Annotated in this window: 25 protein-coding genes and 3 pseudogenes; 11 read left to right on the forward strand and 17 right to left on the reverse strand. The window is 32.2% G+C overall.

Translation table 11 applies throughout. The features are described 5' to 3' along the window. Window positions 1-39 precede the first annotated feature (39 nt). The 3 genes and pseudogenes from NSS97_RS13640 to NSS97_RS13650 all read left to right on the forward strand — a co-directional run bounded on the left by NSS97_RS13640 (window position 40) and on the right by NSS97_RS13650 (window position 1,569). Window positions 40-560, forward strand: a pseudogene (locus tag NSS97_RS13640) (GNAT family N-acetyltransferase). A gap of 23 nt (window positions 561-583) precedes the next feature. Continuing rightward, window positions 584-1,105, forward strand: coding sequence for a YfiT family bacillithiol transferase (locus NSS97_RS13645; protein WP_044441652.1), 522 nt, complete (start codon window positions 584-586; stop codon window positions 1,103-1,105). Then, the gene (locus tag NSS97_RS13650; RefSeq protein WP_131929169.1) at window positions 1,045-1,569 is read left to right on the forward strand and encodes a GNAT family N-acetyltransferase; all 525 of its coding nucleotides are present in this window, start codon (window positions 1,045-1,047) and stop codon (window positions 1,567-1,569) included. Before NSS97_RS13645 ends, NSS97_RS13650 begins: the two co-directional genes overlap by 61 nt. Before the next feature lie 121 nt (window positions 1,570-1,690). Here the strand turns inward: NSS97_RS13650 and NSS97_RS13655 are convergent, their stop codons facing one another. Further along, the gene (locus NSS97_RS13655; protein WP_002065713.1) at window positions 1,691-2,068 is read right to left on the reverse strand and encodes a PH domain-containing protein; all 378 of its coding nucleotides are present in this window, start codon (window positions 2,066-2,068) and stop codon (window positions 1,691-1,693) included. Window positions 2,069-2,247: 179 nt separating this feature from the next. Between NSS97_RS13655 and NSS97_RS13660 the strand changes: the two genes are divergently transcribed. The 6 genes and pseudogenes from NSS97_RS13660 to NSS97_RS13685 all read left to right on the forward strand — a co-directional run bounded on the left by NSS97_RS13660 (window position 2,248) and on the right by NSS97_RS13685 (window position 6,723). Continuing rightward, window positions 2,248-3,099, forward strand: a complete 852-nt coding sequence (locus NSS97_RS13660) for a patatin-like phospholipase family protein (RefSeq protein ID WP_107886865.1) — start codon at window positions 2,248-2,250, stop codon at window positions 3,097-3,099. A gap of 12 nt (window positions 3,100-3,111) precedes the next feature. Beyond that, entirely contained in the window at window positions 3,112-3,483 is a 372-nt protein-coding gene (locus tag NSS97_RS13665; protein WP_044441648.1) for a YxiJ-like family protein, read from the forward strand. Window positions 3,484-3,753: 270 nt separating this feature from the next. After that, entirely contained in the window at window positions 3,754-4,116 is a 363-nt protein-coding gene (locus NSS97_RS13670) for a hypothetical protein (RefSeq protein WP_002127600.1), read from the forward strand. An 87-nt stretch (window positions 4,117-4,203) separates the two neighbouring features. Further along, window positions 4,204-5,400: pseudogene (locus NSS97_RS13675) on the forward strand (alpha/beta hydrolase-fold protein). A 21-nt stretch (window positions 5,401-5,421) separates the two neighbouring features. Next, a complete protein-coding gene (locus NSS97_RS13680) occupies window positions 5,422-5,829 on the forward strand; it encodes a DnaJ family domain-containing protein (RefSeq protein ID WP_107886863.1) in 408 nt (135 codons plus the stop codon). Between the two features lie 78 nt (window positions 5,830-5,907). Beyond that, on the forward strand, window positions 5,908-6,723 hold the full coding sequence (locus NSS97_RS13685) for a YwqG family protein (RefSeq protein WP_341112940.1): 816 nt from the start codon (window positions 5,908-5,910) through the stop codon (window positions 6,721-6,723). A gap of 741 nt (window positions 6,724-7,464) precedes the next feature. On the opposite strand, the gene NSS97_RS13690 is transcribed toward NSS97_RS13685, so the two are convergent. Together NSS97_RS13690 and NSS97_RS13695 are read right to left on the reverse strand one after the other, a co-directional pair. Then, the gene (locus NSS97_RS13690; protein WP_107886861.1) at window positions 7,465-7,860 is read right to left on the reverse strand and encodes a Rid family hydrolase; all 396 of its coding nucleotides are present in this window, start codon (window positions 7,858-7,860) and stop codon (window positions 7,465-7,467) included. 140 nt (window positions 7,861-8,000) lie between these two features. Beyond that, window positions 8,001-8,931 (reverse strand): annotated as a pseudogene (locus NSS97_RS13695) (hypothetical protein). 629 nt (window positions 8,932-9,560) lie between these two features. On the opposite strand from NSS97_RS13695, the gene NSS97_RS13700 reads away from it, so the two are divergent. Further along, window positions 9,561-10,523, forward strand: coding sequence for an MBL fold metallo-hydrolase (locus NSS97_RS13700; RefSeq protein WP_107886860.1), 963 nt, complete (start codon window positions 9,561-9,563; stop codon window positions 10,521-10,523). Window positions 10,524-10,843: 320 nt separating this feature from the next. On the opposite strand, the gene NSS97_RS13705 is transcribed toward NSS97_RS13700, so the two are convergent. The 13 genes from NSS97_RS13705 to NSS97_RS13765 form a co-directional block, all read right to left on the reverse strand. After that, window positions 10,844-11,341 (reverse strand): NUDIX hydrolase, encoded by a 498-nt coding sequence (locus NSS97_RS13705; protein WP_107886859.1) that lies wholly within the window; start codon window positions 11,339-11,341, stop codon window positions 10,844-10,846. A 22-nt stretch (window positions 11,342-11,363) separates the two neighbouring features. Continuing rightward, window positions 11,364-12,494: a DNA polymerase III subunit beta gene (gene dnaN, locus NSS97_RS13710; RefSeq protein ID WP_044441637.1), complete on the reverse strand. Its 1,131-nt coding sequence runs from the start codon at window positions 12,492-12,494 to the stop codon at window positions 11,364-11,366. Window positions 12,495-12,524: 30 nt separating this feature from the next. Further along, window positions 12,525-12,968, reverse strand: a complete 444-nt coding sequence (locus NSS97_RS13715; RefSeq protein ID WP_002085308.1) for an NUDIX hydrolase — start codon at window positions 12,966-12,968, stop codon at window positions 12,525-12,527. 184 nt (window positions 12,969-13,152) lie between these two features. Beyond that, window positions 13,153-13,569 carry a GNAT family N-acetyltransferase gene (locus tag NSS97_RS13720; RefSeq protein ID WP_016095453.1) on the reverse strand — a complete coding sequence of 139 codons (417 nt, stop codon included), beginning with the start codon at window positions 13,567-13,569 and terminating at the stop codon, window positions 13,153-13,155. 180 nt (window positions 13,570-13,749) lie between these two features. Then, window positions 13,750-14,958, reverse strand: coding sequence for an L-lactate MFS transporter (locus NSS97_RS13725; protein WP_002032385.1), 1,209 nt, complete (start codon window positions 14,956-14,958; stop codon window positions 13,750-13,752). A 278-nt stretch (window positions 14,959-15,236) separates the two neighbouring features. Further along, the gene (locus NSS97_RS13730; RefSeq protein WP_002013225.1) at window positions 15,237-15,380 is read right to left on the reverse strand and encodes a hypothetical protein; all 144 of its coding nucleotides are present in this window, start codon (window positions 15,378-15,380) and stop codon (window positions 15,237-15,239) included. 71 nt (window positions 15,381-15,451) lie between these two features. Beyond that, entirely contained in the window at window positions 15,452-16,456 is a 1,005-nt protein-coding gene (locus NSS97_RS13735; protein WP_341112946.1) for a serine hydrolase domain-containing protein, read from the reverse strand. Between the two features lie 113 nt (window positions 16,457-16,569). Continuing rightward, window positions 16,570-16,851, reverse strand: a complete 282-nt coding sequence (locus NSS97_RS13740) for a heterocycloanthracin/sonorensin family bacteriocin (RefSeq protein ID WP_341112948.1) — start codon at window positions 16,849-16,851, stop codon at window positions 16,570-16,572. Between the two features lie 199 nt (window positions 16,852-17,050). Further along, window positions 17,051-17,497 (reverse strand): NUDIX domain-containing protein, encoded by a 447-nt coding sequence (locus tag NSS97_RS13745; protein ID WP_044441628.1) that lies wholly within the window; start codon window positions 17,495-17,497, stop codon window positions 17,051-17,053. A gap of 372 nt (window positions 17,498-17,869) precedes the next feature. Continuing rightward, complete coding sequence (locus NSS97_RS13750) at window positions 17,870-18,439, reverse strand: DUF4256 domain-containing protein (RefSeq protein ID WP_002013217.1); 570 nt, start codon at window positions 18,437-18,439, stop codon at window positions 17,870-17,872. A 183-nt stretch (window positions 18,440-18,622) separates the two neighbouring features. After that, complete coding sequence (locus NSS97_RS13755; protein WP_002032392.1) at window positions 18,623-19,087, reverse strand: GNAT family N-acetyltransferase; 465 nt, start codon at window positions 19,085-19,087, stop codon at window positions 18,623-18,625. A gap of 77 nt (window positions 19,088-19,164) precedes the next feature. Further along, the gene (locus NSS97_RS13760) at window positions 19,165-20,088 is read right to left on the reverse strand and encodes a nucleoside hydrolase (protein ID WP_107886856.1); all 924 of its coding nucleotides are present in this window, start codon (window positions 20,086-20,088) and stop codon (window positions 19,165-19,167) included. A 283-nt stretch (window positions 20,089-20,371) separates the two neighbouring features. After that, a complete protein-coding gene (locus NSS97_RS13765) occupies window positions 20,372-21,283 on the reverse strand; it encodes an EamA family transporter (protein WP_107886855.1) in 912 nt (303 codons plus the stop codon). A 152-nt stretch (window positions 21,284-21,435) separates the two neighbouring features. Here NSS97_RS13765 and pdxR point away from each other — a divergent pair, with 152 nt between their 5' ends. Continuing rightward, window positions 21,436-22,869: a MocR-like pyridoxine biosynthesis transcription factor PdxR gene (gene pdxR / locus NSS97_RS13770; RefSeq protein WP_107886854.1), complete on the forward strand. Its 1,434-nt coding sequence runs from the start codon at window positions 21,436-21,438 to the stop codon at window positions 22,867-22,869. 45 nt (window positions 22,870-22,914) lie between these two features. On the opposite strand, the gene NSS97_RS13775 is transcribed toward pdxR, so the two are convergent. Then, window positions 22,915-23,445, reverse strand: a complete 531-nt coding sequence (locus NSS97_RS13775) for a DUF4269 domain-containing protein (RefSeq protein WP_044441603.1) — start codon at window positions 23,443-23,445, stop codon at window positions 22,915-22,917. Window positions 23,446-23,449: the final 4 nt, after the last annotated feature.

A 23,449-nucleotide genomic window follows, 5' to 3' on the forward strand; every position in this document is an offset into this window, starting at 1 on the left:
AATGTATAACAGTTAGTAAATCAAGAAGGGGTAAACGGGATGGAAATATACATAGAACAATTAAAGAATCAAGACGCTGAAGATTTATTTAATTTTGAACTAACGAACAAATCATTTTTTGAAACAATGGTACCAAGTCGTGGCTCTAATTATTACGTGTATGAATACTTTCAAAAGCAACTTGCCGAACTATTAAAAGAACAAACTGAGGGAATTTCTTATTTTCATCTCATACGTAATACGGAAAAAGAAATTGTAGGACGTATCAATTTAGTTGATGTAGATAAGAAAAAACGAATTGGGTCGTTAGGCTACCGAGTTGGGGAGGATTTTACAAAAAAGGAGTTGCAGCATCATCTGTAAAATTGATTTTGGCTCAAGCAAGAGTCTATGAAATTAATGAAATACATGCTATGACAACAACAAATAACATAGCTTCACAAATTGTATTAGAAAAGAACGGATTTTCTCGTGAAAAGGAAGCGGAGACAACTACTGTAGATTTAAACGGGGAAAACGTAAATTTCGTACATTATATTTGGAGGACTACTAAGGGTTAAAAATAATAGGGAGGGACATGTACATGAAGGATTTACGTTATCCAATAGGTCGATTTACTTACGTAGGAACTATTACAGAAGAAATAATTGATAAATGGATTCAAGAAATAGAGGATTTACCTAATGAACTAGCAAGAGCGATAAAAGATTTAGATCAGAAGCAGTTAGATACACCGTATCGCGTCGGTGGATGGACTGTTCGCCAAGTTGTTCATCATGTTGTTGATAGTCATATGAATAGCTACATACGCTTTAAATTAGCAATGACAGAAAAGAATCCAACTATTAAACCGTACAAAGAAGAAAAATGGGCAGAGCTACCTGACTCGAAATTACCAGTAGATGTTTCACTTGTAATGCTAGATTCATTACATAAAAGATGGGTTAACTTATTATATTCTTTAGAACCGGCAGATTTAGAAAAGACATTTAATCATCCTGAATCAGGAGAAACAAAACTTGCTGCTGCAATTGGACTATATGCATGGCACGGTCGTCATCATACAGCTCACATTACTTCTTTAAGAGAGCGTTTAAATTGGTAACATTAGAGAAGGCGACAGAAATTGATGCAGCAGTTTTATTTCAAATGCAAATAGACTCATTTAGTCCTTTATTAAATAAATATAAAGACTATGAAACAAATCCAGCAAATGAATCTATTGAAAAAACTATTTTAAGAATAAATAATCCGAGCAACAACTTTTATAAGATGATAATAGATTCGAACCTTGTTGGAGCGATATGTATATCCCAAAAAGAAAGACCTTATAAATTTTGGATCAGTCCAATGTTCATTCATCCAATCTATCAAGGGAAAGGAATCGCTAAGAAGGTACTTATTTTAATTGAAGAGATGTTTCCAGAAGCACGGAGTTTTGAACTTGCTACGATTTTAGAAGAAGAAAGAAATTGTTTTCTATACGAAAAAATGGGGTATAAAAGAACAGAAGTAATAAAGAAATTAAATGATAAAACTACACTTATTTATTACAAAAAAGAAAGGTAAAGCATTTGAAATACGCTTTACCTTTTTATGTTATTTTAGATTAAATATACAAAAATAACGCATATTCTTCCAAAATACTCGGGTTAGTAATTTCGATAATGAATAAAAATACGGAAAGGCGTTATTTCGTCGTATATGTTACTAACGCTTTTTGAATGCTTAAAATACTATCGTCACCTTTAAATTCTTTCGTAATTGGATCATCCATACTAGATACCCAAATTTTAAGCTCTGCATCTAAATCAAAATGCCCAGCTGTTTCAATGCTAAATTGTGTAATGCTTTTATAAGGAATAGAATGATACTCTGTTTTTTTACCTGATATTCCTTGTTTATCTACTAAAATAAGACGACGATTTGTAAATACGATTAAATCACGAATTAATTTATAAGCATGCTCAACTTTCTCATCGTCTAGCATAATTTTTTCTAAATCACGTTCAACGCTTTCTGTACTCGCACTTGATGCATTTCCTAAAATACCACTAAATAAACCCATATGAAATTCCTCCTTTATAATATGTGGAATGAGTTTCTTATATTGTACCATGCGAATGGCTAATAGATTATGACATTGCTTCAATAGTTTTTTGTTATTATTGCAACCAATTTATATAACCTCATCCTAAAATCTTGTGCTAACATATAATTAAGAAAACAGAAGTAGAGGGATATAGCATGAAAAATATCGGTTTAGTATTAGAAGGCGGCGGAATGAAAGGATTATATACTGCAGGAGTACTCGAATATTTTATGGAAAGGGACTTATTCTTTCCGTATGTAGTCGGTGTATCCGCCGGAGCGTGTATGGGAGCAACCTATTTATCACGTCAAAAAGGAAGAAATAAGAAAGTGAATACAGAGCTAGTAGCAGATCACAGGTATATATCTTATCGAAACTTAATTAGAAAACGTGAATTATTTGGAATGGATTTTTTATTTGATGAAGTACCAAACAAAATTGTACCGTTTGATTTTCAAACTTTCCTAAATTCAAATGAACAGTTTGTAATCGGAACGACTGATTGCGAATCAGGACAAGCAGTTTATTATAATAAAATAGAACACGGAAATGATATTTTAAAAATTATTCGTGCATCAAGCTCTGTACCGTTTATAGCACCTGCTGTAGAATATGATAATCGAAAATTGTTAGATGGAGGGATTATAGATCCTATTCCAGTATTAAAAGCGCAAAATGATGGTTACCAAAAGAATGTTGTTATTATGACAAAGCCGGATGGATACGAGAAGCAGCGGAATAAATTTTCTGGGCTGGCTAAAATGTTATATAGAAAATATCCGAATATCGCACAATCTTTAGTAGAACATTATCGTTTTTATAATGAGACGATAACTTATATGAATCAAATAGAACAAAAAGACAATTTTTATATCATTCAGCCTAGCGTACAGCTTCCTATAAGCGGAATAGAAAGAAAAAAAGAAAAACTCGTTAATTTATATAATCTTGGCTATACAGATGCTCAATATCATTATGAAAAATTATTAAATTGGATAGAGAAATAAAGGGGTGGAAAGTTGCTATTAGGTAAAAAGGTTATTTTTAATGAATTGCAGAAAATGCATAGTCCGCTGCTTAAACCGTTTCCGAATTGTGACCTTCGAAAAATACGAAAAGATTTTAATAATATGTTTACAGAAGATGATTGCATAAGCGCTGATTTAAATTATTATTGGATGCATACAGCAGGTACTTTAAGTTACATACTTAATAACAACGAAAAGGAGATTGTGTTTGATCAAATAAAGTGGCTAAAGAAATCGTTTTTTGAATGTTTTCCGCAATATCGTTTTATAGAAACAGAAATTGTGAAGTATCCCATTTTGTATAGAGATTTCATGAATTATGAGAAGGCCCGGAAACTATTACTGTATTATCTTACTGAATAAAAATAAAAACGTACAAGTCATGCTGCTTGTGCGTTTTTTTGTTCATAAAAAATACAATTTTAATACCTTGTTTATATAGGGATTCTAATACGAAGAAAGAAGTACATATAGAATGATCTAAAGGAGGGAGAGGCGTTTAGATACCGTTTTCCTTTAATCCATTATCCAATTCGAATATAGTTAGTTATTTATGATAAAATATTTCGAGTGAAATCAAGTACTTATTATATCCAGTATTAAATAAGTTAAGCCAGGAGGAACAATAGTAACATGGAAAACGTGTCAAATATAGATAAATTGGAATCAATAAAATCTTTACAATCGACAATTCGTAAACTTGAAAATGCTTTTTCACAGATGACTCAAAAGGGAGCAAATACTACCTTAGTGAAAAAAAGGCTTAAAGCCGTTTGTATAGGGCTAGCAGTGTTAGAGAACGTGTGGAATCAAGAAAGTCATCGGTATAGCCAAGAAGAGTTAGCAGAAGCTCGTAATATCCTTGCTGGTTTGCTTCCATCAATTGAGAGAGCCTATGATAAGTCTAAGGCTGGTAGTCCTCAAAGAACACTTTTAGAAAGAAGAATAAAAGCGTTGGAACTTTCTATTCAGGCAATTGATAAACCTTCTAAATAAATAACTCATCTAAATACATAACATACTAATCCTAAATTTTATAAAAGCAATCTAGTGAAAAGAAAGAAATACAAAGGAGGCAGATGGGTGACTTCAATAATTAGTCCTAAGTTAGAGTAGCTTAATAATCAATTAAAAAAAGGAAACGAGAAAGCAATTTATACTTTTTTGCATGAAATAAAGTCAAATAATACGCCACTAATAGAACAATGTCCTGTAGAAAATCAGTATAAGCTTATAACGTATATATGGTTAGGGGATCAAAAAACTGAAAACGTTTATGTATTCGGTAGTTTTCCTGGTTGGGATCTGTCTGTAAATCAACTACAACGGTTGTTACAGACAGATATTTGGTATGTAACGTTTAGGACGGATGAGAGTTTTATTTCAACGTACTATTTTTCAGTAAACGATTTTTTCGAAAATGATTGGATAAAGCGCAGTGAAAAGTACCAACTAGATCGATTTAATAAAAATACATTTGGAGAAGATGCCAATAAAGCGTCTGTGTTAAACATAGGAATGGAAGTACAGTATAGCAGTCGTTTTCCTTCAGATCATTATCCATCTGGAAAAATTGAAACATATTCTTTTCATAGTACGATTTTAAATGACACACGTAAAATTTATATTTATACGCCTCATGACTATTCTCACACTTCACATCTTCAAGAACTTCTCATTGTGTTTGATGGGAATTCATTCATTAATAACCTTTCAATCGCAAGAACACTCAATTATTTAATATACGAAAAAGAAATCCCATCTTGTATTGCTGTTGCAATAGAACCCGTTGATCGACTAGAAGAGCTAACTTATAACGATAAAATGAATACATTTTTAACGGAGGAATTACTTCCGTGGATTCAAGCTAAGTATCACGTATATCAAGAAGAGAGGAATACAACAATTGCCGGTTTCAGTCTCGGTGGCTTAGCAGCTTTTTATGCAGCGCTTCAAAATCCACATGTTTTCGGAAACATGTTGTCAATGTCTGGATCCGTGCATTGGAAAAAGGATGGTTATGAAAATCAAATTCCTTGGATTGAAAATCAAATTTCATCTATAGATTCTAATACGAGTCAACCTCATTTTTACATAGCAGCAGGAGAACTTGAAAACAAACCTCTTTTAACGGCTAATAGACGCCTGTATAAAGCTTTAAAAGAAAAAGGATGCCAAATTACTTATGAAGAGTTTCAAGGCGGTCATGACGGTGTTTGGTGGCGAGAAAAGTTATTTGATGGGTTGAAAGCATTAAAACATACAAAAACCACACTATAAAATAAAAAGGAGAGAGAATCTATGAATCAAGATGAGCTAGATAAAAAACTTAAAAAACAAGAAATTTTAGTTAAAGATGAAAAAGTTTGGTCGTTCACGTATGAGGATCATATTAGCTCTATCGTTAAACAGGCAGAAAAGACAGGAGCGTTTAATGATTTACCTGGGAAAGAGAAACCTCTTAATCTTGATAAAGATCTTTCGTATAATCCTGACAAGCAACTTTATAGAACTTTGAAAAATAATCATGTTTTGCCTAGGTGGATTGAACTTTCAAAGGAAATAGATCATCTAAAAGAAAATTTAAAAGAACTAACGGATAATGTAGAAGCAGCTATGTTAATTACAACTATTAATAAAAAGGTCTCAGAACATAATTTACTTTGTCCGCCAAGTGCGCAAAAAATGAGGGTTAAAACGGATATTTAACGATTTTCAATGAAGTTATCTGTTGCTATATAATTAAGTAAGGCATTTTCAATTCATTATTAAGGGGAGGCAAATGTAATGAAGAATACGTATCAACTTCAAATTCCGAAAGAACTAGAGCAGTATCGTAGTATTTTAGAAGAAAGTGTGAAACCTTATATTAAAGCGTCTGGAACATTAGCAGAGACAACGCTTTTTGAGAGTAAATTTGGTGGTTATCCGTATGTACCTATAGATCAAGAGCATCCTAAAGATTCAAATGGACAACCTATGATGTTACTTGCGCAGCTAAACTTTGAAGAAATGCAGCATGTTGAATATATGCCTCAAAAGGGTATGCTACAGTTTTTCGTAAGTGCTGAAGATGAGCTTTACGGAGCAGATTTTGATCATCCAACAATCCAAAAAGACTTTCGAATTATTTATCATTCTACAATTATAGAAGATTTAAATAAGGTTATTACTGATTTTAGTTATTTAAACACTTCAGAATTAGAGGACTTTATCATACCTGAAGCAGCGAAATTAAAGTTTGAATTGGGTTATCAGCCCGTAACATCAAGGGATTATCGATTTGAAAAGATGTTTAGTGAGGAAATTGATTGGGAAGAAATTGTTGATGAAGAAAATAATACAGAATTAGGCGAACTGTATGATGATTTATGTAAAGATCAAGGGCATAAAATTGGTGGTTATCCATTTTTCACACAGACAGATCCAAGGGAATGGGAAGAAAAATACCAGCAACATGATATGTTATTGCTACAAATCGATACAGATGATTCATTAAATATTATGTGGGGAGATTCTGGTGTTGCTAATTTCTTTATAAAGAAAGACGATTTATTAAATCTAGATTTTTCCAATGTTATTTACAATTGGGATTGTTACTAAAAATAGATAAATGGATTACTAGCTAACAAAAGAAATCTTCCTGAAGGTGAGGAGGATTTCTTTACGTTAAAAATAAACGTTATGTTAACTAGAATGAAGAATACAATGAAAGTCAAGCGTAAATAAAAGAAATAACAACAAAAATATAAAATAATAAAACATATGTAATTAGCAATAAATCTATAGAGCAAAACATAAAATGAAATTTATCATTTGTATAGAAAAATTTATTTCGCATAAAAAAATTCCGTGCTAATCAAAATTATTTTTGACTCGTTAAACGATAATTAATCGATTAAGATTTGCTGTGATTAATTTATAGCAAAATAAACGATAAAAACTGTAGAAATTCATTTAGATAAGATTTTATGTGAATCTCATTAAAAATCCCCGTTTCGTCTCATTAAGTATAGTTTACTTGGTTTTTGATACAGATAAACACTTACTCTATACAACTTCGTATAATATATATTATGTTAACTAGAAAAAAGTAATAAACTTATTACACATTGGTCTCGGTTGTTACACTTCCCTTTTCTTTGTTTGTTCATGATTGGTTGTGTGTTATATGAATTGATACAGCTTAATAGCTTAGATAAATTGTTCTAATATATTTTTGTTGTTTATTTTCATAAATAATGCCGCAAACAAATTTTAGTTAAGACAAAAAAGCAATTTGTTTAATCGTTAACTTTAAACAAATTGCTTCGATGTTAATTTAATTGATGATAAGTTTTTAAATTAGTTTGCTACAGCAATTGCTTCAATTTCGATTAATAGTTCGTCATGAATTAGTTTGTTAACTTCTACAGCTGAACTTGCTGGAGGATTTTTTGTGTTGATATATTGATCTCGAATATCTCTAACAATGGCCATTTGAGAAATGTCCGTTAAGAAAAATGTTAATTTTACTACATCATTAAAATTTAATTCTGAAGCTTCTAATGCTACTTTAATATTTTCAAATACTTGGCGCGTTTGTGTACCTAAATCTCCATTCCCAACTATATGACCATCAACATTAATCGCTACTTGTCCTGATATGTAAATTGTCCGTTTAGCGTTACTAACTTCAACAATATGTGAGTATCCAAAAGTTGCTGGCATAGTTTCCGGATTGATAAATTTCTTTTGCAAGGTGCATCTCCCTTATTTATATCGTATTTTCTTCATGTTTAAATTTAGATAACTATCTATTTTACAAATGATTTTTCACATATCCTTCTGCTACATATGTGGAGATATAATACGCTGCTTATATTTATAAAATTAGGTATTTAATAGATTATATATGTTTGATTTTCTTGAGTGCTGATACTAATTATGCCTTGTTTTATTAATTCTTCAGTTATTTTTGTATAGAAAAAGTGATACCACCAAATAAAAAATTCTTCGTAAGTTATTTCTTTTGAGTATCTGCTGCTTGCAAAGTATTCTTTTAAAGGTTTCTCATTTTCTTTACATAATAAGATCAAATCTTTACTGATTGTGTTCGCGATTTCGTTAAGTATAGATAAGTCTTTAGCTTTAAACACTGGGATAATTGATTGCGAATTTTTATATAAGCCTAATTTTTCGTATAATACATTTGAATTTAAGTCTACTTGTCTATCTACTGCTACAAAATTTTCAACTAATTGCTTTTTCGTATAATTAATATCGATAATAGCATCGTGAAAATATGCTTCAAACGTTTCTTTATTCGCAGTTATTAAATTCAAAGTTGTATATCGAGTGTTTCCATAAAGACCAATTTGATATTCCCCTAAATCCAAATACGTATTACCATACATTCCAAAGGACTCTTTGTCTGTTTGTTCTTGTTCTATAATCGCATAATAATATCTTTTATTGTTTCTCAAAGGCCGTTCTGTTTCTAAATAGTTTTCTTCAATGTTAATTATTTGTCCAAAATCTAATAACACACCACTATATAGTAAAAGACTATACGATTCTTTTAGACATAGCATCAATTTGATTAGAATACTTTTCAATTATGTTAAGTGCAGTTTTAATTAGAGGCTCACATAGGTTATACAGTTTTTCTCCTTCATTAGCTGTTATAACCATACATGTTGGATAGTAACTCCCTTCTGTCTTATTCAATAAACCTTCTAGTTCTAATGCGTGCATTTGTTTTTCGAATTCCTCGTTAGTCCAATTTAGCTTCGTTTTTATAGTATTTGATTCTATGCCCAGATGGAGCATTACAAGTAAATATTGAAGGTTTGTTCCGCTTATTTTTAAAGTTGGATAATTGTCAACTTATGAAATCATTTTTGTCTCATAAGTTGTTTTAAGTATTTTCTCCGGAGTATAATTAGCAAGCATTTTAAAATCCCTTCTTTTTTAGTAATTTAATTGTAAAACCTATGTATTTACTATGTTCTATAAATAAAAATAAGTATCCTTTAATGATTTCAAATAAAAAACCTTAGTATAGCTATGTTGATACCTACACTAAGATTATCTAGAATTCTATATTTAGTTATTGCTATTTAATAGTTTGCATTTAGACTTCTTTTTTCTTTCTTCTAGCATTTATAGACTCTCCTTCCTGTGGATAATTAGTTACCTATCTGCTTCTATAACATATAAAGAAACATACAGTCTTTGTTGTTTATAAGAAAGACTGTACTTAAACAAAACAATTCACAAATACATAATATTAGTTTTAGCTGCTGCTAACTGAATTCTATTTTTTATATATAAATAATAAATTTGAAGAATTTATGAAATGTACTGCATTTAAGATGAAAGGTAAAATGATTTCGTTTAAACTACAATTAGCTACAATAACAACATACGTATATTGTTAAACGTAAAAAGGAGAACTAATGAAAAAGAAATATATGAATCAAATTCCGACTGATGTAAGTTTTAATCCGAAAGATATTATCGGTTTAATGACTGATTACTTTAAAATGAAAACAAAGCTACGTCCTGTAAAGAATTTACCTATTGTTTTATCGAATAAAAATAATGAATCTTTAGAGAGTGTGACATGGTTTGGGCACTCTGCTTCTCTTTTGAAAATAGAAGGTAAAAAATTGCTATTAGACCCTATGTTTGGAGATGCCTCTTCCCCATTTCCTGTGTTTAATAGTAAGCGGTATAGTGGTGCTTTTTCTTTAGAACATGATGAACTTCAAGAAATTGATGCGATTATCATTTCTCATAATCACTATGATCATTTAAATTACAAAAGTATTATGCGGTTAAAAGATCGTGCGAAGCATTTTTATGCCCCGGTTGGAGTTGCGCGTTATCTTATTAAATGGGGTGTTTCACCTAATAAAATTAGTGAACATAATTGGTGGGATGAAATTACGTTTGATAATATTAAGTTAGTTTGCGCTCCTGCAAGGCATTTCTCTGGACGAAGTATGACAGATAGAGATTGTTCGTTATGGTGTTCATGGCTTATTCTTGGTCAAGAAACTAAAGTCTTCTTTAGTGGTGATAGCGGTTATGCGCCTCACTTTAAGGAAATTGGTGAGAAATATGGTCCATTCGATCTTACTTTAATGGAATGCGGGCAGTACGATACGAGATGGTCTGCTATTCATATGTTGCCAGAAGAAACAGTACAAGCTCATATTGACGTTAAAGGAGAATTGCTTGTTCCTATTCATTGGGGTGCTTTTACGTTAGCATTACATGAATGGAGTGATCCTATTGAACGTGTTACGAAAGAAGCAAATCGTTTAGGGGTTAATATTGCAACGCCACAAATCGGTGAAGCTATTGCATTACAATCTAAAGATTATCCTACGGCTGCTTGGTGGCGAGAAGTGTGATTATAATAAAAAGCGAACCAATTTAATATTGATGGTTCGCTTTTTATTATAATTCTTTGTTTTATCTACTGGAATTGCATTTTTCATCTTTTCTGTTGTCCAATATCCTGTAGGGTCTTCTATATCGTTTGAATCTTGAATAGCAGATGGGATACCGGGGGCTTTTTTTAGTTGAGTAAGAGTATCTTTTTCGCTAGAGGTTGCCAATGCTAAGTAAATAATTAAGGGGATTATAATAGTAATATTAGTTATATATATCCTTAATTATTTACTTTTTTCATGAGCTCCTCCTTCTATTACATACTAATCTCCCCTAATTACTACTTTACTATGCTGGTCTGCTTAGCTAATTCTTTATTCTTATACTCTACTAATTTATGATTTGATAAAACGCAAGAGTGCTCTAATATTAATTCATTATAAAGTACTTCAGTTAAAAATTTAGGTATCATCTCTCCTACGCCGTAATTATAGTCACTTAGAATCCAAGATACCTCTTTCCAATCTAGAATTCCTTCTGAGACTTTTTTTGGAGTGTGATATGTAAATTCATTAAGTAGCTCTACTAAATAGACATACATGCCACCAGAATATGAGGAATCCTCCCATTTAATAATGCCTTTAAATTGAATTTGATTTTGTTCAACATCTATATTTGTTTCTTCTTTTATTTCACGAATTGCATTTTCTAACGGTGTTTCTCCTTTTTCTATCTTCCCTCCTACACCGTTCCATAATCCTTTTACAGGATCATATTCTCTATTTAACATAAGTATTTTTTCATTTCTTTTTATAAAACATAAAGTGTGCTTGTACATAATTTAATTCCTTCCTTTGTTCTCAATAAGTTCTAACAGGCGATATTAAATATACTGCTGCAGATTGTTCACCTGCTTCAATTAATATCGGTCTCATGGAACCGCCAAAACTTAAAGTAACTCTATCTTCTTTTATTGCTTTTAAAGTATCGACCATATATCGTCCGTCGAAAGATATATTTAATTGCTTTTCACCGTGAATCGCATCTATTTGTTGTGTCTCGGATATTTTACCAATTTGAGAAGCGTTGGAAGAAATTTGTATTGTGCATTCGTCGATGATTTCTAAGTTAACGTTGTTGTTTGCCCATTCACTAGCCAATAAACTTGACCGATCTACACCTTGTAAAATCTTTTTTCTATCTATATTAATAATCGTTTGGGATTCATTTGGAATTAGGCCGGATATATTAGGATATTTCCCTTCAATTAGCCTTGAATACAACGTAATTGTACCGAATTTAAAAATAATGTGACTCTCTGAAAGATATATGTATACTAAATTTGAATTACTGTTCATTAATTTTAGTAGTTCACTAATAGTGGAACTTGGTACAATGCAATTTAATTTCGCATGTGAAGAAATGGGTATTTCACGTAAAGCCAGTCTGTGCGAATCAGTAGCAGCACAAATTAATTTGTTATGATCAATAACGAAATGTACGCCAGTAAGAACACGTCTAGATTCATTTTTAGCAGTTGCAAAGACAGTTTGTTTAAAGACTTCAATTAATTGTTCCGTCTCTACTTGTATTTCTGTATGTGCGTCTAAAAATGGTACATTAGGAAATTCATTTGCCGAGAGTCCATTTAAGTTTAAAGTAATTTCATCAGATTGAATTGTAATCAACTGCTCATTCATGCTTTTTATTAAAATATCACTTGGCATTTTCTTAATAATTTCAATGAAATATTTTGCTGGTACAACAATACTCCCTGCTTTTAAAATAGTTGTAATTTGTTCGTCTTCAATTGAAATAGGTATAAATTTTTCAATGAAAATATTCGAATTACTTGCGATTAAAGTAATTCCAGATTGATCTGCTGTTATCTTTATTCCGGATAATATAGGAATTAAAGTTTTTGTTGAGATAGCTTTACTTACTTCTGAAAGAGCTTGTGTAAATTGTTTGTGATTAACGATAAACTCCATTTTTCCCCCGCCTTAAATGAAATACTATCTTTATGAAGATTGATGAATAATAGTTCCATTAAAAATATAAGGAACTGTTTCTTTCTTTTGTAAAAGGCTTTTTAAGTGTTCTGGTATACGTAAATAAGGTTCTGCTGAATCTAATTCCATCCAGGTAATCTCCTCAATCTCTTTTGGCCGTGATATACAGATTTCCCCTCCGGTTATTTCTCCTAAAAAATTAAAGAAGATTGCATGATGTCCTCTCTCCTCAAAAAAGGCTTCACTAATGGAACAAACCCCTTTTACAGATATGTCTAGCCCTGTTTCTTCTTTCACTTCACGAATTGCTGCCTCTTCTAACGTTTCCCCGAATTTAACTGCTCCACCTGGTAAAGTGTAATAAGAACCATTTTCCCCTTTGTTTTTAACCATTAATAGCTTTTCATGAGTTTCATCATATAGAAGTGCGTATGTAACATTTACTTTTTTCATATGTAACCCCCTTGAATGGTAAAAATTTTCTGTCTTTATTTCATTCTATCATTAAATTGTTTGGATTCATAAAAAGTAATTTGAATAAATAACTAATACGAAACGATATCGTGTTCATAGACACACAAAAGAAAAGAGCATATTTTGAAAAAGATTAATCATAATACACTCTTTAATGATTCATTTATAACCTTTTTTCTAAATAGTAATGATTATGCCCTTTAGGATGATCTTCACTTACCCCTATCACTTTATACCCATGTTTCTTATAAAAATTAGGGGCTTGGAAACTAAAAGTATCTAATTTGATTAGCCTACATTCTTTTTTAATTGCAAATTCTTCAATAAGATTCATTAAATTGCTTCCGTAACCTTCGTGCCTGTATTCTTCTGAAACCCATAGGAAGTCAACATGTACATGGTGCCAAAATGTGATTGCCGTTATCCCTCCTACTATGTCTTCTTTTTCATTTTTCACTATAAAACTAATCTTTTCTGAAGGTGTTTTTTCTTCATTTGAAAGTTGTTTTTGGTTATATTCAATTACTTTTTCTCTTATGTAATCACTATCTTCTTGTACCCATTGCTTTACTATTTGCATTTTAACTATCACGCCCCTTTACATTATTTATTCAATTTAATAATCGGAATGTCCTATCTTCTTTAATGTTAGATTATGAAATAAGTACAGGGAAAAAATTAGATTTTTTGAATGTCATCCATTGTTTATACATTTTTTTGTAAAGCAAAAGAGCCCTAGCATAAGGACTCTTTCTTAGCATTAAGCTATTTTTCGATTTAACGATTTGATTTCCTTCTTCTTTTCTGCATTTGGAGGGCGGATTACTATAGAGATAACGAAAGATATAACACATAGAACACCGATTGTAATGAAGGTTGGCTGAAATCCGCCAAGTAGTGCTCCAATGAATGATCCTGCAAGTGCACCAAATCCGAAACCTTGGTAAACAATCCCGTAGTTTGTACTATGGTTTTTTAATCCGAAGAAGTCTCCCACAATTGCTGGGAAGATAGTGATGTTACCACCAAAGCAAAAGGCAACACTTGCTACACAAGCAAAATAAATCCCGTAATTTAGTGGAATAAAACTTAAAGTGAAGACGGATAATCCAATAATAATAAATGTAGCCGAGACGATTTTTAATCGACCTATTTTATCTGATAACGTTCCAAGAATAATTCTACCTATTGTATTAAAGATTGCAATCATTGCGACGGCATTAGCGGCCGTCGCTGCACTAAGACCAACGAGCTGCACCCCGATGTCTTTTACCATACCGATTAAATACAGTCCGCCCATACATGATGTGAATAACATGAAAAACAAGAGATATACTTGTTTTGTTTTCATCATTTCACGCGGCGTATAATCATTGTGTAATGTTTCAGTTGCAGTGTTACTTACAATTGCTTCACGTAAGAAGAATGATCCTATCAACACTAATAGTAAGACAATAATACCCCAATATAAAAATGCTTGTGATACTCCAAGACTGTTGATAAGATTTCCGTTTATATATCTAAAGATTAAGCTTCCCATTCCATATGCCGAAACAGATATACCAGAAATAAGTCCTTTACGGTTTGGAAACCATTTAATTAAATTAGATAGTGATGTAATATATGCTGTTCCATCAGCGTATCCAACGACAACACCGGCTAATAAATAAAGTAATGGTAATGAGGAAACTTGTGAACTAAGTATTAAACCGAGTCCTAAAACAATTCCTGCAGTAGCGATAAGTTTACGAAGTCCAAATTTTTGTTGTAGCTTTCCTGCAAATAGAGTTGAGAATGATAAAGAAAAACTCGTAATTGAGAACGTGATCGCGACTGAATTGAGGTTCCATCCAAACTTACTTACAAGGGGTTGATTAAATAAACTCCATGTGTAAATTGTTCCTAGGCCAATTTGAACAATGATTGTACCTAGAACAATTAGCAATGGATTTATAGATGTTTGTTTCATGCTAACTGTCCCCTTCTTTTATCATGACATGAATTTTCACAGTTAGTATATCCATGATAAATTGCAAGATACTGTACGGAAAATGGAAATTGAGTTAGCTTACACAAAAAGACACTTCATCAAGAAGTGCCTTTTTGTAGGTTATATACAGCATTTAAAGAAAGCTTTGTTAAGATAAGACATTTTCGAATGCTTATGTATATATGTTATCAAATAATTTGCTGAAAGTGATGAGACTTAAGACGTATTTTTCTTTCATAAATAAGTCGGAGAGAAAATTAATATTCAATTTCCTCAAAGTCTTTCGGCTGCGGTACAGTTTGCATATTAGCTGCATCTTTCGGATCGCTATAAATCGCGTTTTGTTCTGTGTTTACATCCTTTATATTTTGCTTTTTATTTTTATTCACTTCATTTTTCATTAAAGTTCACTCCTTTTTATTATAGGAGTAGTTATACCCTAACCATAGTATTTTTACTGCTACTAAATGTATCAGCGACTAAATGTATCAGCGACTAAATTGCTAAATTCACGTAAATAATATAAATAATTATCCCCACCATAGTTGTATCTTTTATTGTACATTTTAGCAACGACGACATTATATTCTGGAATGACTAATATCGTTGGTCCTGTAATTCCTAATATTTGATAGGAACCTTTAGGAACTCGCTCACCAAGTTCGCTAAATAAAGCAGGTTCATTTTGAACGAACCAAAACAACCCGTTTTGAGGTAGTTCTTTATTTGTGTACTCTGGACTTTGTAAGCTCGTAGCAAGTGCTATAACTTCTTTTGGCACAATTTGTTTACCATTTAAAAACCCTTTATTTAAATGAAGGTTACCCCAGTATGCAAATTCTCTCGCAGAGACAAAAAGATTTTTCTCGGAGCCGTCATCTACTGCACCAACACTACTTATTGCATCTTCATCTGGGTTTACAACAACCTTAACTAAATTATCATCTTGTTTTATTCTCCATCCAGTTTCATTGAAGTTGGCAGGTAGGAATACACGCTCCTTTAGTAATTCAGGAAAACTCTTATTATACAGCTGATAAATAAGCTGCGTCACCATTCTTACATTAATATCTCTGTACGCCCAAGCTTGTCCCGGGTCAAACTCACGAAAAACCGTCCCATCATCGGTTTCATTTAAACCGTGTGAATGAGTTACTAAATGTCTAATCGTTGTCTTCCCGAGTAATGAAGGATCATGTTTTTTAAAATAATTTACTGCCTCGTCATCAAGAGATTTTATTTTCCCCTCATAAACAGCATAAGCTACCATTAATCCTAAATAGCTTTTTCTTGCGGAAGCGACATTGAACTGTGAAGATATGGTTACTTTTTTACTAGTAGGAGTATTTGAATGCGTTCCACTATAATGCTCTAGTACAATCTTATTATCTTTAATAATACAAAGTGCCGCCGCAGAACTTTGATTGGTCTCTTTAATGCTTTCTACCCATGAAATTAATTTTTCATATTTGTACAAATAAATATCCCCCTAAAACATATAAAAATAACAGCATGAAAGAAAAGTTTCAATACATTATAACTTTGCATCTGCACTTTTCTTTCATGTGAAATATTATAGATCTATAATACTTAAATAAACCACCAGTTCCAGCAATTAGAACAGCTGAAACAACCAACACAGCCTACACAACCTACACAACCGCCGCAACGTCCGCCGCCACAACCACCACAGCGACCACCACAACCACCACAACCGCCACAACGTCCGCCACCGCATCCGCCACAACGACGTGCATCGTCTTGAATGTAGTAATATGGATATTGATTTTGTTGCTGATCCCAATACACAACATTACCAGGTTGATAATCATTAAGGTTTAACGCTTGTAGTTCTTGTTGAAATTCATTCATTATGAAACCCTCCATTTACAAATGTAAATTCCGTCCAAATTTTCGAGTTTATTTACTTTTAAAAATAAAGTAGAAATAAGGCTATAGACTAAATGCGTACATCAACAAAATATGACTTTACACTAGGTGATGTACCTTGTTTATGAGCCTATTTTCTTTATATTCTTTTAGTGAACGGAATTAATATAAATAGAGACAATTAAAAGTTGCTAATCCAGCAAGTTAATAGTTCATCACTTAATTTTCTTTCTAGTAATTCTTTTACTGAAGGTGTCGGCATTATTGTATAGGAATTTATATTTTCTTTATTGAAATCAATCCAGTGAAATGCTAAATGGGACTCTTTAGATATTGGAGTGAAATCGGATTTTAACTCATTTGAATCTATTTCAAAAATGTGGTTAATTTCATGGTGGAGGGTTTCTTTGGCTTGCCATTGATTTTCTATGACGCCTAAAAATTGTTTTATACTGCAAGTTACTCCAAGTTCTTCTCGTAACTCTCTTATTAGTGCATTCTCTGCTGATTCCCCAATTTCAACATGGCCACCGGGTAAAAAATAGTGATGTCCTATGTATTTAGCAACTAGTAATTTTTCATCTTTTATCATGATAGCTCGTACAATATGATGGAATTTACTTTTCATTTTGTATTCCTCCTAATCATTCACTTTATACTTGCTCGAAAATTTTCATTTAAAAGCGGGATAATATAAATCATAGGTGTTTCATATGGGTGAATTTCATTGATAATTACAAGAGTACCTTTTACAAGTTCTCGTTTATACGTTAATTAAAACTAATAATTTTGATAAATGATTCTAAAAAAGAGTATGTTTATGAAGAAAATTATCAAAACATACTCTTAATATTTTTAGTTGATTCATTCTTTTACAATAAGGTTTGATTAGCCCTATTCTTTGCGGCCTCAAAATCGAATCCGTAGCTAAAGTATTCAATCACTACTATTCCCTAAGCAAATCTATTCTCTACTTCAAATTTACCTGCCTGTACAAATTTTAGACTCTTAACGAACCACGAAAGCCTCTTGCGGCATAGTAAGATTCTGCCCCATTGTGATACACAAAGACGTGTCCAAAGCGATAATCGCAAAAAAGGGCACCGCCAAGTTCTCTAATATCAGAAGGTGTTTGCACCCAACTCGACGTCTTCATATCGAAATTTTCAAGATTATGTAATGTACGATATTCTTCTTCCGTTAATAGTTCAATACCCATGGCAGTTGCCATATCAATAGCGTTATTTTCTGGTTTATGTTTCTTTCTTGATTCTAGCGCTTCAAGATCGTAACAAACACTTCTACGACCTTTAGGACTTTCTGCTGAACAATCATAAAAAATATATTCGCCTTTTTCTTTATCAAAATCAACAACATCAGGTTCGCCACCAGTTCGTTCCATTTCGTTGAGCGACCACAACTTCTCAGTATTAGCATCCAGCCTTTCTTGAACATTAGCCCATTCTAAACCTTTATGACGGTTCATATTATTCTCAAAACGATCTTTCAATGTTTGTAGTAATTCTTCACGTTGCTCTAGTGACAACTCTTTTTTATTGCTTTCTTTCATATTAGTTCCTCCATTGATGTTTTTATTAATGATAGTTTAAGTATATATAAATACTGTTTTATAATAAAATGTTTAAATAATTGCGTGAATTGAGTTTGCGATAATTTATATGAATTAGTACAACCAATTCTCCGCAATATGACCCTTTAACGGAACAACTTATTGTTTCAAAACAGTACATCTTTATTTCAACAACAATAAGCGATATACTTCCTCACCGTCATATACATTTCCTAATGGTTTAAAATCATAACATTCATATAGTTTCTTTGCAGAAATATTATCTTTATGGACAGTTAATCTAATTTCCTCACACTCTTTAAAGTTATTTTTTATTAAGTTAATGATTTCCTGTAATGCTGCTTTTCCATATCCTTTTCCTTGCTCTTTTTCATCAATGATAAATCCGTTAATCCAATACATATCTGTTGACTCTCGTACAAAAGCATGCATAATAAAACCAACTATAAGGTCACCATCATATATAGCGAATGGAATATATTCGACATTTTCACCATCTGGTTTTATGTATACTTTAGCAAGTGATACTGCCACTGCGGGAACAAAGTGTATTTGGTTTTCTTTAACTTGTAACTTTAATGCGTCTTCCCAATTTTCTCTCGTAACAATTTTTAATTGGACGTTCACTATTTTAAGCTCCTTTAAAAAGAGAATTTATCTTTTATATTCAACGGAGTGAAATGATTCCCTTTTTCGACATCAACTTATAACATGATTTTCATAAAATCCTGAATAAATTTTTCCTCATCTAATTGTAACGCTATACGCGCCCCTTCAGATTTAGAGTGTGGGCGAAAATCAGCAAAAGTTTGTCCCTTCGTTTCGCCACATATGTCTACAGTCACTTTTCGAGATGTATAATTTAAAAATGTAGGATTCACTAAACCGCTTATAGCAAGTACATCGTGTAATAATGGCCCTTCAATAGATGGATTGAGTTTTTGGTATGCTGATAAATAATAATCGTACAGGGGTTTCATAATCGATTTAAATGGATTTTGTGTATTAACTAAAATGTAAGTAAATACACTTGGGGTTAAAACCGTTTTATTTGTTACATTTAAAGGGAATAACGTTATATTTTTCGCTTGCTGAAATACAATTTGACTTGCTATAGGATCTCCGTACACGTTTGCCTCTGCTAATGGAGTAACATTCCCTGCTTCTAAAAAGACACCACCCATAAAATAAATTCCTTTTATATTTAACATCAAGTCGTTCCATAAATTAAAAGCAATCGCTAACGAGGTAGATCTTCCTACATCGACAATTGTTAAATCTTCTCCATACTTTACAAGAATCGCAGCAATACTGCCAAAATTGTATATAGGAATAGATAACACACTTTCCGGTACATGGATGGGCCCTAATCCTTCTGGTCCATGAATTTCAGGGTAATACGTTGTAATTTCATTTGTAAGTGGGCCTGTTGCACCGCTAATTACAGGAATATCTTGTCTGTTTGCTAACAGTAAAATATATGCGGCATTATGAGCGGCATGCATATGTTCAACATTTCCATATCCAGTTACGATACCAACAATTTCAATTTCAGGATGCAGTAAGCCATACATAATTGCAAACGAATCATCAATACCTGGGTCTCCAAAAAATAAAACCTTCTCCAAGAAATGCACTCCTTTCATAGGTAAGATAATTATGTATATGTGGAAATAATTTAAATCTATACAGTTCTAAGCAAATATTAATGGTGAGTAATGTATTGATAAAAAAGAACTAGCATTATGCTAGTTCTTTTGCAGATAAATAATCTACCAGTTTAATTAAATCTCGTACAAATATTGGACTAGCTGATTTTAATATAGATTTTTTTCACTATATTTATAGAATTGAAAGCCTGTTATTAATCCGAAATTTTGCATTTAAATTGCAAATACTCGCAGGGATGTCTTACCACACTTTTTCACTCTCAATTTGCTTATAATCATCTTTATTAAATGTTAAATGAGCAATCACAACTCCAAGTATAGTAATTCCCCCTCCAATTATCGAAACAAAGGTTGGCACCTCACCTAACCATATCCAAGCGATAATACATGCAGTTACTGGTGTTAAATATAGAGAACTTGTTGCCTCAGAAGCACTGACATGGGATGTAATATATGCTAATGCAATATACGGCAGTACTGTCGGGAACACACCTAAATATATAACACTCAAAGTAACTTCTATAGGAGCTGCTACAATTTCTTCATAAATCCCTGGCAAAAAAATAAGCATAAATACAGTACCAGACCAAATTGTATATATTGTAAATGGCAAGAAACCGTACTTTTTTAAGTATGGCCTTTGAAAAACGAAAAATAGACTTTCTGAAATTGCCGCCAATAAAATTAGTAATCCCCCACTATTTAATTGAATGGAATCTCCTTGACTTAACGATAAAAAAGCAATTCCTACAAAACTAATTACACCACCGATCCAACCATTTAATTTCATTTTTTCATTCAAAAAAACAGAAGCAAGAATTGCCGTTAATATAGGTGTTACTGATACAATTAAACTAGCAGGTCCAGCATTCACACTCTTTTCACCGTAGTTCAGTGCAATATGATAAATTGTAAATCCAAGAGCACCAAATATAAAAATTACTGGAATATCTTTCAAATCAGGTAAACGTAATTTGTATATAAGTGAAAACAGAAAAAGAATCAAAGAAGCGATTAATAATCGTAGCAAAGTAAGGTGTTCAGGGGTGTAAGCTTCAAGCCCCATCCGAATTCCTGGAAAAGCTGTTCCCCATATAAGAATCGTAAAAGCGTGAGCACATACAATACGAAAATCCCATTTTTTATTATGCATATTTTCTCTCCCTCTCCAATAAACCAGCCATTTTCTAATTACCAATTATTTCTTTTCATCATATTTAATAGTTGATACAATGTCTTCAACCAGTTAATCCTCGAAAAAACCAACCACTTTGCATTTTTAAAATGAATGAGGGAGTTTTTAATATGTCTACTGATAAAAAACTGCCTAAATATCGGCAGGTAATAGACTATATGAAAGAAAAAATTGAATACGGAGAATGGCCGATTGGAAGTAAGGTTCCTAGCCAGCGGCAGTTAGCGAAATTATTTCATGTAAATCGTAGTACTGTAATAACCGCACTAGAAGAACTTATGGCAGATGGCTTAATTCAAGGGAAAATCGGGTCAGGAACAATTGTAACGAATAATACATGGTCATTATTAGCCACCAATCCCCCGCCCGATTGGAGTGAATATGTAAAGGCTGGTATTCATAAACCAAGCAAGTTAATGGTACGGGAAATAAATGAAGCAGAAGCAAATAAAAAATTGATTCATCTTAGTAAAGGAGAACTTGCACCTCATCTTTTCCCGTTAGAAACTATGCAATTCATTATGCGTAACGTATGTGAGGAACTAGATTATTTCGGATATGAAGAACAAAAAGGATATCTCCCTTTACGTGAAGCAATAAGTAATTATGTAAAATCATTTGGAATAAATACATCACCAAGCTCTATATTAATAGTCTCTGGTGCATTACAGGCATTACAATTAATATCAATCGGTCTTTTACATAGAGAGTCAACTGTTTTACTTGAACGACCTTCTTACTTATATTCTCTTCACGTATTTCAATCGGCTAATATTCACCTTTCTGGAATACAGATGGATCAACATGGAATTATCCCTAATGATTTGTTAAGAAGAATTAATTATAGTCAAAAGAAAAATATTTTATATTCGATTCCTTGTTTTCAAAATCCGACGGGTGTATTAATGTCCAAGGATCGACGAAAAGAAATACTAAGAATATGCGAAAAAGAACAATTGCCTATCATTGAAGATGATATTTACCGTGAGTTATGGATGGATGAACTACCGCCCCCTCCTTTAAAGTCGATGGATAAATATGGACATGTTTTATATATCGGTAGTCTATCTAAAACACTTAGCCCAGGACTTAGGATTGGTTGGATTATCGGACCAGAGCCTGTTATTGAGAGATTATCAGACATAAAAATGCAAACTGACTATGGGTCAAGTTCTTTATCTCAAAGAGTTGCTGCAGAATGGTTGAGTAGAGGTTTTTATGAGGAGCACGTAGCCAATGTAAGGATTCATCTAAAAGAACGAAGACAAATAATGATACAAGCATTAAATATATACTGTGCTGACATTACTACATGGGATATTCCTAGTGGTGGATTTTTTATATGGCTAAGGGTAGTGCCTAACATTTCGATGAAAAAACTATTTTCAGAGGCTCAATCAAAGGGAGTTCTTATTAACCCGGGACGTATTTATGAGGAAGAATCAGATCAGTTTATACGTTTATCTTATGGGTATTCTTCCCCTGAACAAATTACTCAAGGTATTATTATATTAAGTAATTTGATTCGTAAGTTAATGGCATAATAAAAAAATCCTCTTTTTATAAAGAGGATTTTTTGTGTGCCTTTTTTACCATAATCTCATTTCCTGTCCTAATAAAATAAGTTCTTTATAGGGATCACCATCAATTTTTAATACTTGCGCAAAAGCCGGTTCTGTTTTTACGCCTTGTTCTTTTAATTCAATTACTTCTTCTCTAATGTGTGGGTGCTGCATTAATAGCATGTGCTCCACTATCATATGTTTATATGCATTTTGGTTACGTACTGGCCGCGGTTGAGCAAATAATTCAAATTCAAAACCTTCAAATTGAAAATTCACCTTTATTGTTAAGATATTTTTAATGATTTTCTTTTTCATTTCAAATCCTTCGTATGAGCCATACAATGATCTAATTTCCTGTTCAAAAAAATCATAATTATGTACTTCCATTACAATGTCTAAGTCAGAATGAAGGGTATCAACTCTAATAGGGATTGTCCCGCAAAGTACAGGGCTATATAAAGCTAAATCCTCCATTATGTTTAGTTTATTAATAACTTCGTAAACTTTTTGTTGCTTATCATTCCCAGATTGTAAATATGTAATAGATGTAAACATAGAA

Source organism: Bacillus sp. FSL R12-0074, from assembly GCF_038005725.1.
Classification (GTDB): Bacteria; Bacillota; Bacilli; order Bacillales; family Bacillaceae_G; genus Bacillus_A; species Bacillus_A mycoides.

What these genes read in the sequence shown, in the direction of transcription:
- NSS97_RS13645 (WP_044441652.1), top strand. Translation starts at nt 584, where the DNA reads ATGAAGGATTTACGTTATCCAATAGGTCGATTTACTTACGTAGGAACT.
- NSS97_RS13650 (WP_131929169.1), top strand. Translation starts at nt 1,045, where the DNA reads ATGGCACGGTCGTCATCATACAGCTCACATTACTTCTTTAAGAGAGCG.
- NSS97_RS13655 (WP_002065713.1), bottom strand. Translation starts at nt 2,068, where the DNA reads ATGGGTTTATTTAGTGGTATTTTAGGAAATGCATCAAGTGCGAGTACA.
- NSS97_RS13660 (WP_107886865.1), top strand. Translation starts at nt 2,248, where the DNA reads ATGAAAAATATCGGTTTAGTATTAGAAGGCGGCGGAATGAAAGGATTA.
- NSS97_RS13670 (WP_002127600.1), top strand. Translation starts at nt 3,754, where the DNA reads ATGGAAAACGTGTCAAATATAGATAAATTGGAATCAATAAAATCTTTA.
- NSS97_RS13680 (WP_107886863.1), top strand. Translation starts at nt 5,422, where the DNA reads ATGAATCAAGATGAGCTAGATAAAAAACTTAAAAAACAAGAAATTTTA.
- NSS97_RS13685 (WP_341112940.1), top strand. Translation starts at nt 5,908, where the DNA reads ATGAAGAATACGTATCAACTTCAAATTCCGAAAGAACTAGAGCAGTAT.
- NSS97_RS13700 (WP_107886860.1), top strand. Translation starts at nt 9,561, where the DNA reads ATGAAAAAGAAATATATGAATCAAATTCCGACTGATGTAAGTTTTAAT.
- NSS97_RS13705 (WP_107886859.1), bottom strand. Translation starts at nt 11,341, where the DNA reads ATGTACAAGCACACTTTATGTTTTATAAAAAGAAATGAAAAAATACTT.
- dnaN (WP_044441637.1), bottom strand. Translation starts at nt 12,494, where the DNA reads ATGGAGTTTATCGTTAATCACAAACAATTTACACAAGCTCTTTCAGAA.
- NSS97_RS13715 (WP_002085308.1), bottom strand. Translation starts at nt 12,968, where the DNA reads ATGAAAAAAGTAAATGTTACATACGCACTTCTATATGATGAAACTCAT.
- NSS97_RS13720 (WP_016095453.1), bottom strand. Translation starts at nt 13,569, where the DNA reads ATGCAAATAGTAAAGCAATGGGTACAAGAAGATAGTGATTACATAAGA.
- NSS97_RS13725 (WP_002032385.1), bottom strand. Translation starts at nt 14,958, where the DNA reads ATGAAACAAACATCTATAAATCCATTGCTAATTGTTCTAGGTACAATC.
- NSS97_RS13730 (WP_002013225.1), bottom strand. Translation starts at nt 15,380, where the DNA reads ATGAAAAATGAAGTGAATAAAAATAAAAAGCAAAATATAAAGGATGTA.
- NSS97_RS13740 (WP_341112948.1), bottom strand. Translation starts at nt 16,851, where the DNA reads ATGAATGAATTTCAACAAGAACTACAAGCGTTAAACCTTAATGATTAT.
- NSS97_RS13745 (WP_044441628.1), bottom strand. Translation starts at nt 17,497, where the DNA reads ATGAAAAGTAAATTCCATCATATTGTACGAGCTATCATGATAAAAGAT.
- NSS97_RS13750 (WP_002013217.1), bottom strand. Translation starts at nt 18,439, where the DNA reads ATGAAAGAAAGCAATAAAAAAGAGTTGTCACTAGAGCAACGTGAAGAA.
- NSS97_RS13765 (WP_107886855.1), bottom strand. Translation starts at nt 21,283, where the DNA reads ATGCATAATAAAAAATGGGATTTTCGTATTGTATGTGCTCACGCTTTT.
- pdxR (WP_107886854.1), top strand. Translation starts at nt 21,436, where the DNA reads ATGTCTACTGATAAAAAACTGCCTAAATATCGGCAGGTAATAGACTAT.
- NSS97_RS13775 (WP_044441603.1), bottom strand. Translation starts at nt 23,445, where the DNA reads ATGTTTACATCTATTACATATTTACAATCTGGGAATGATAAGCAACAA.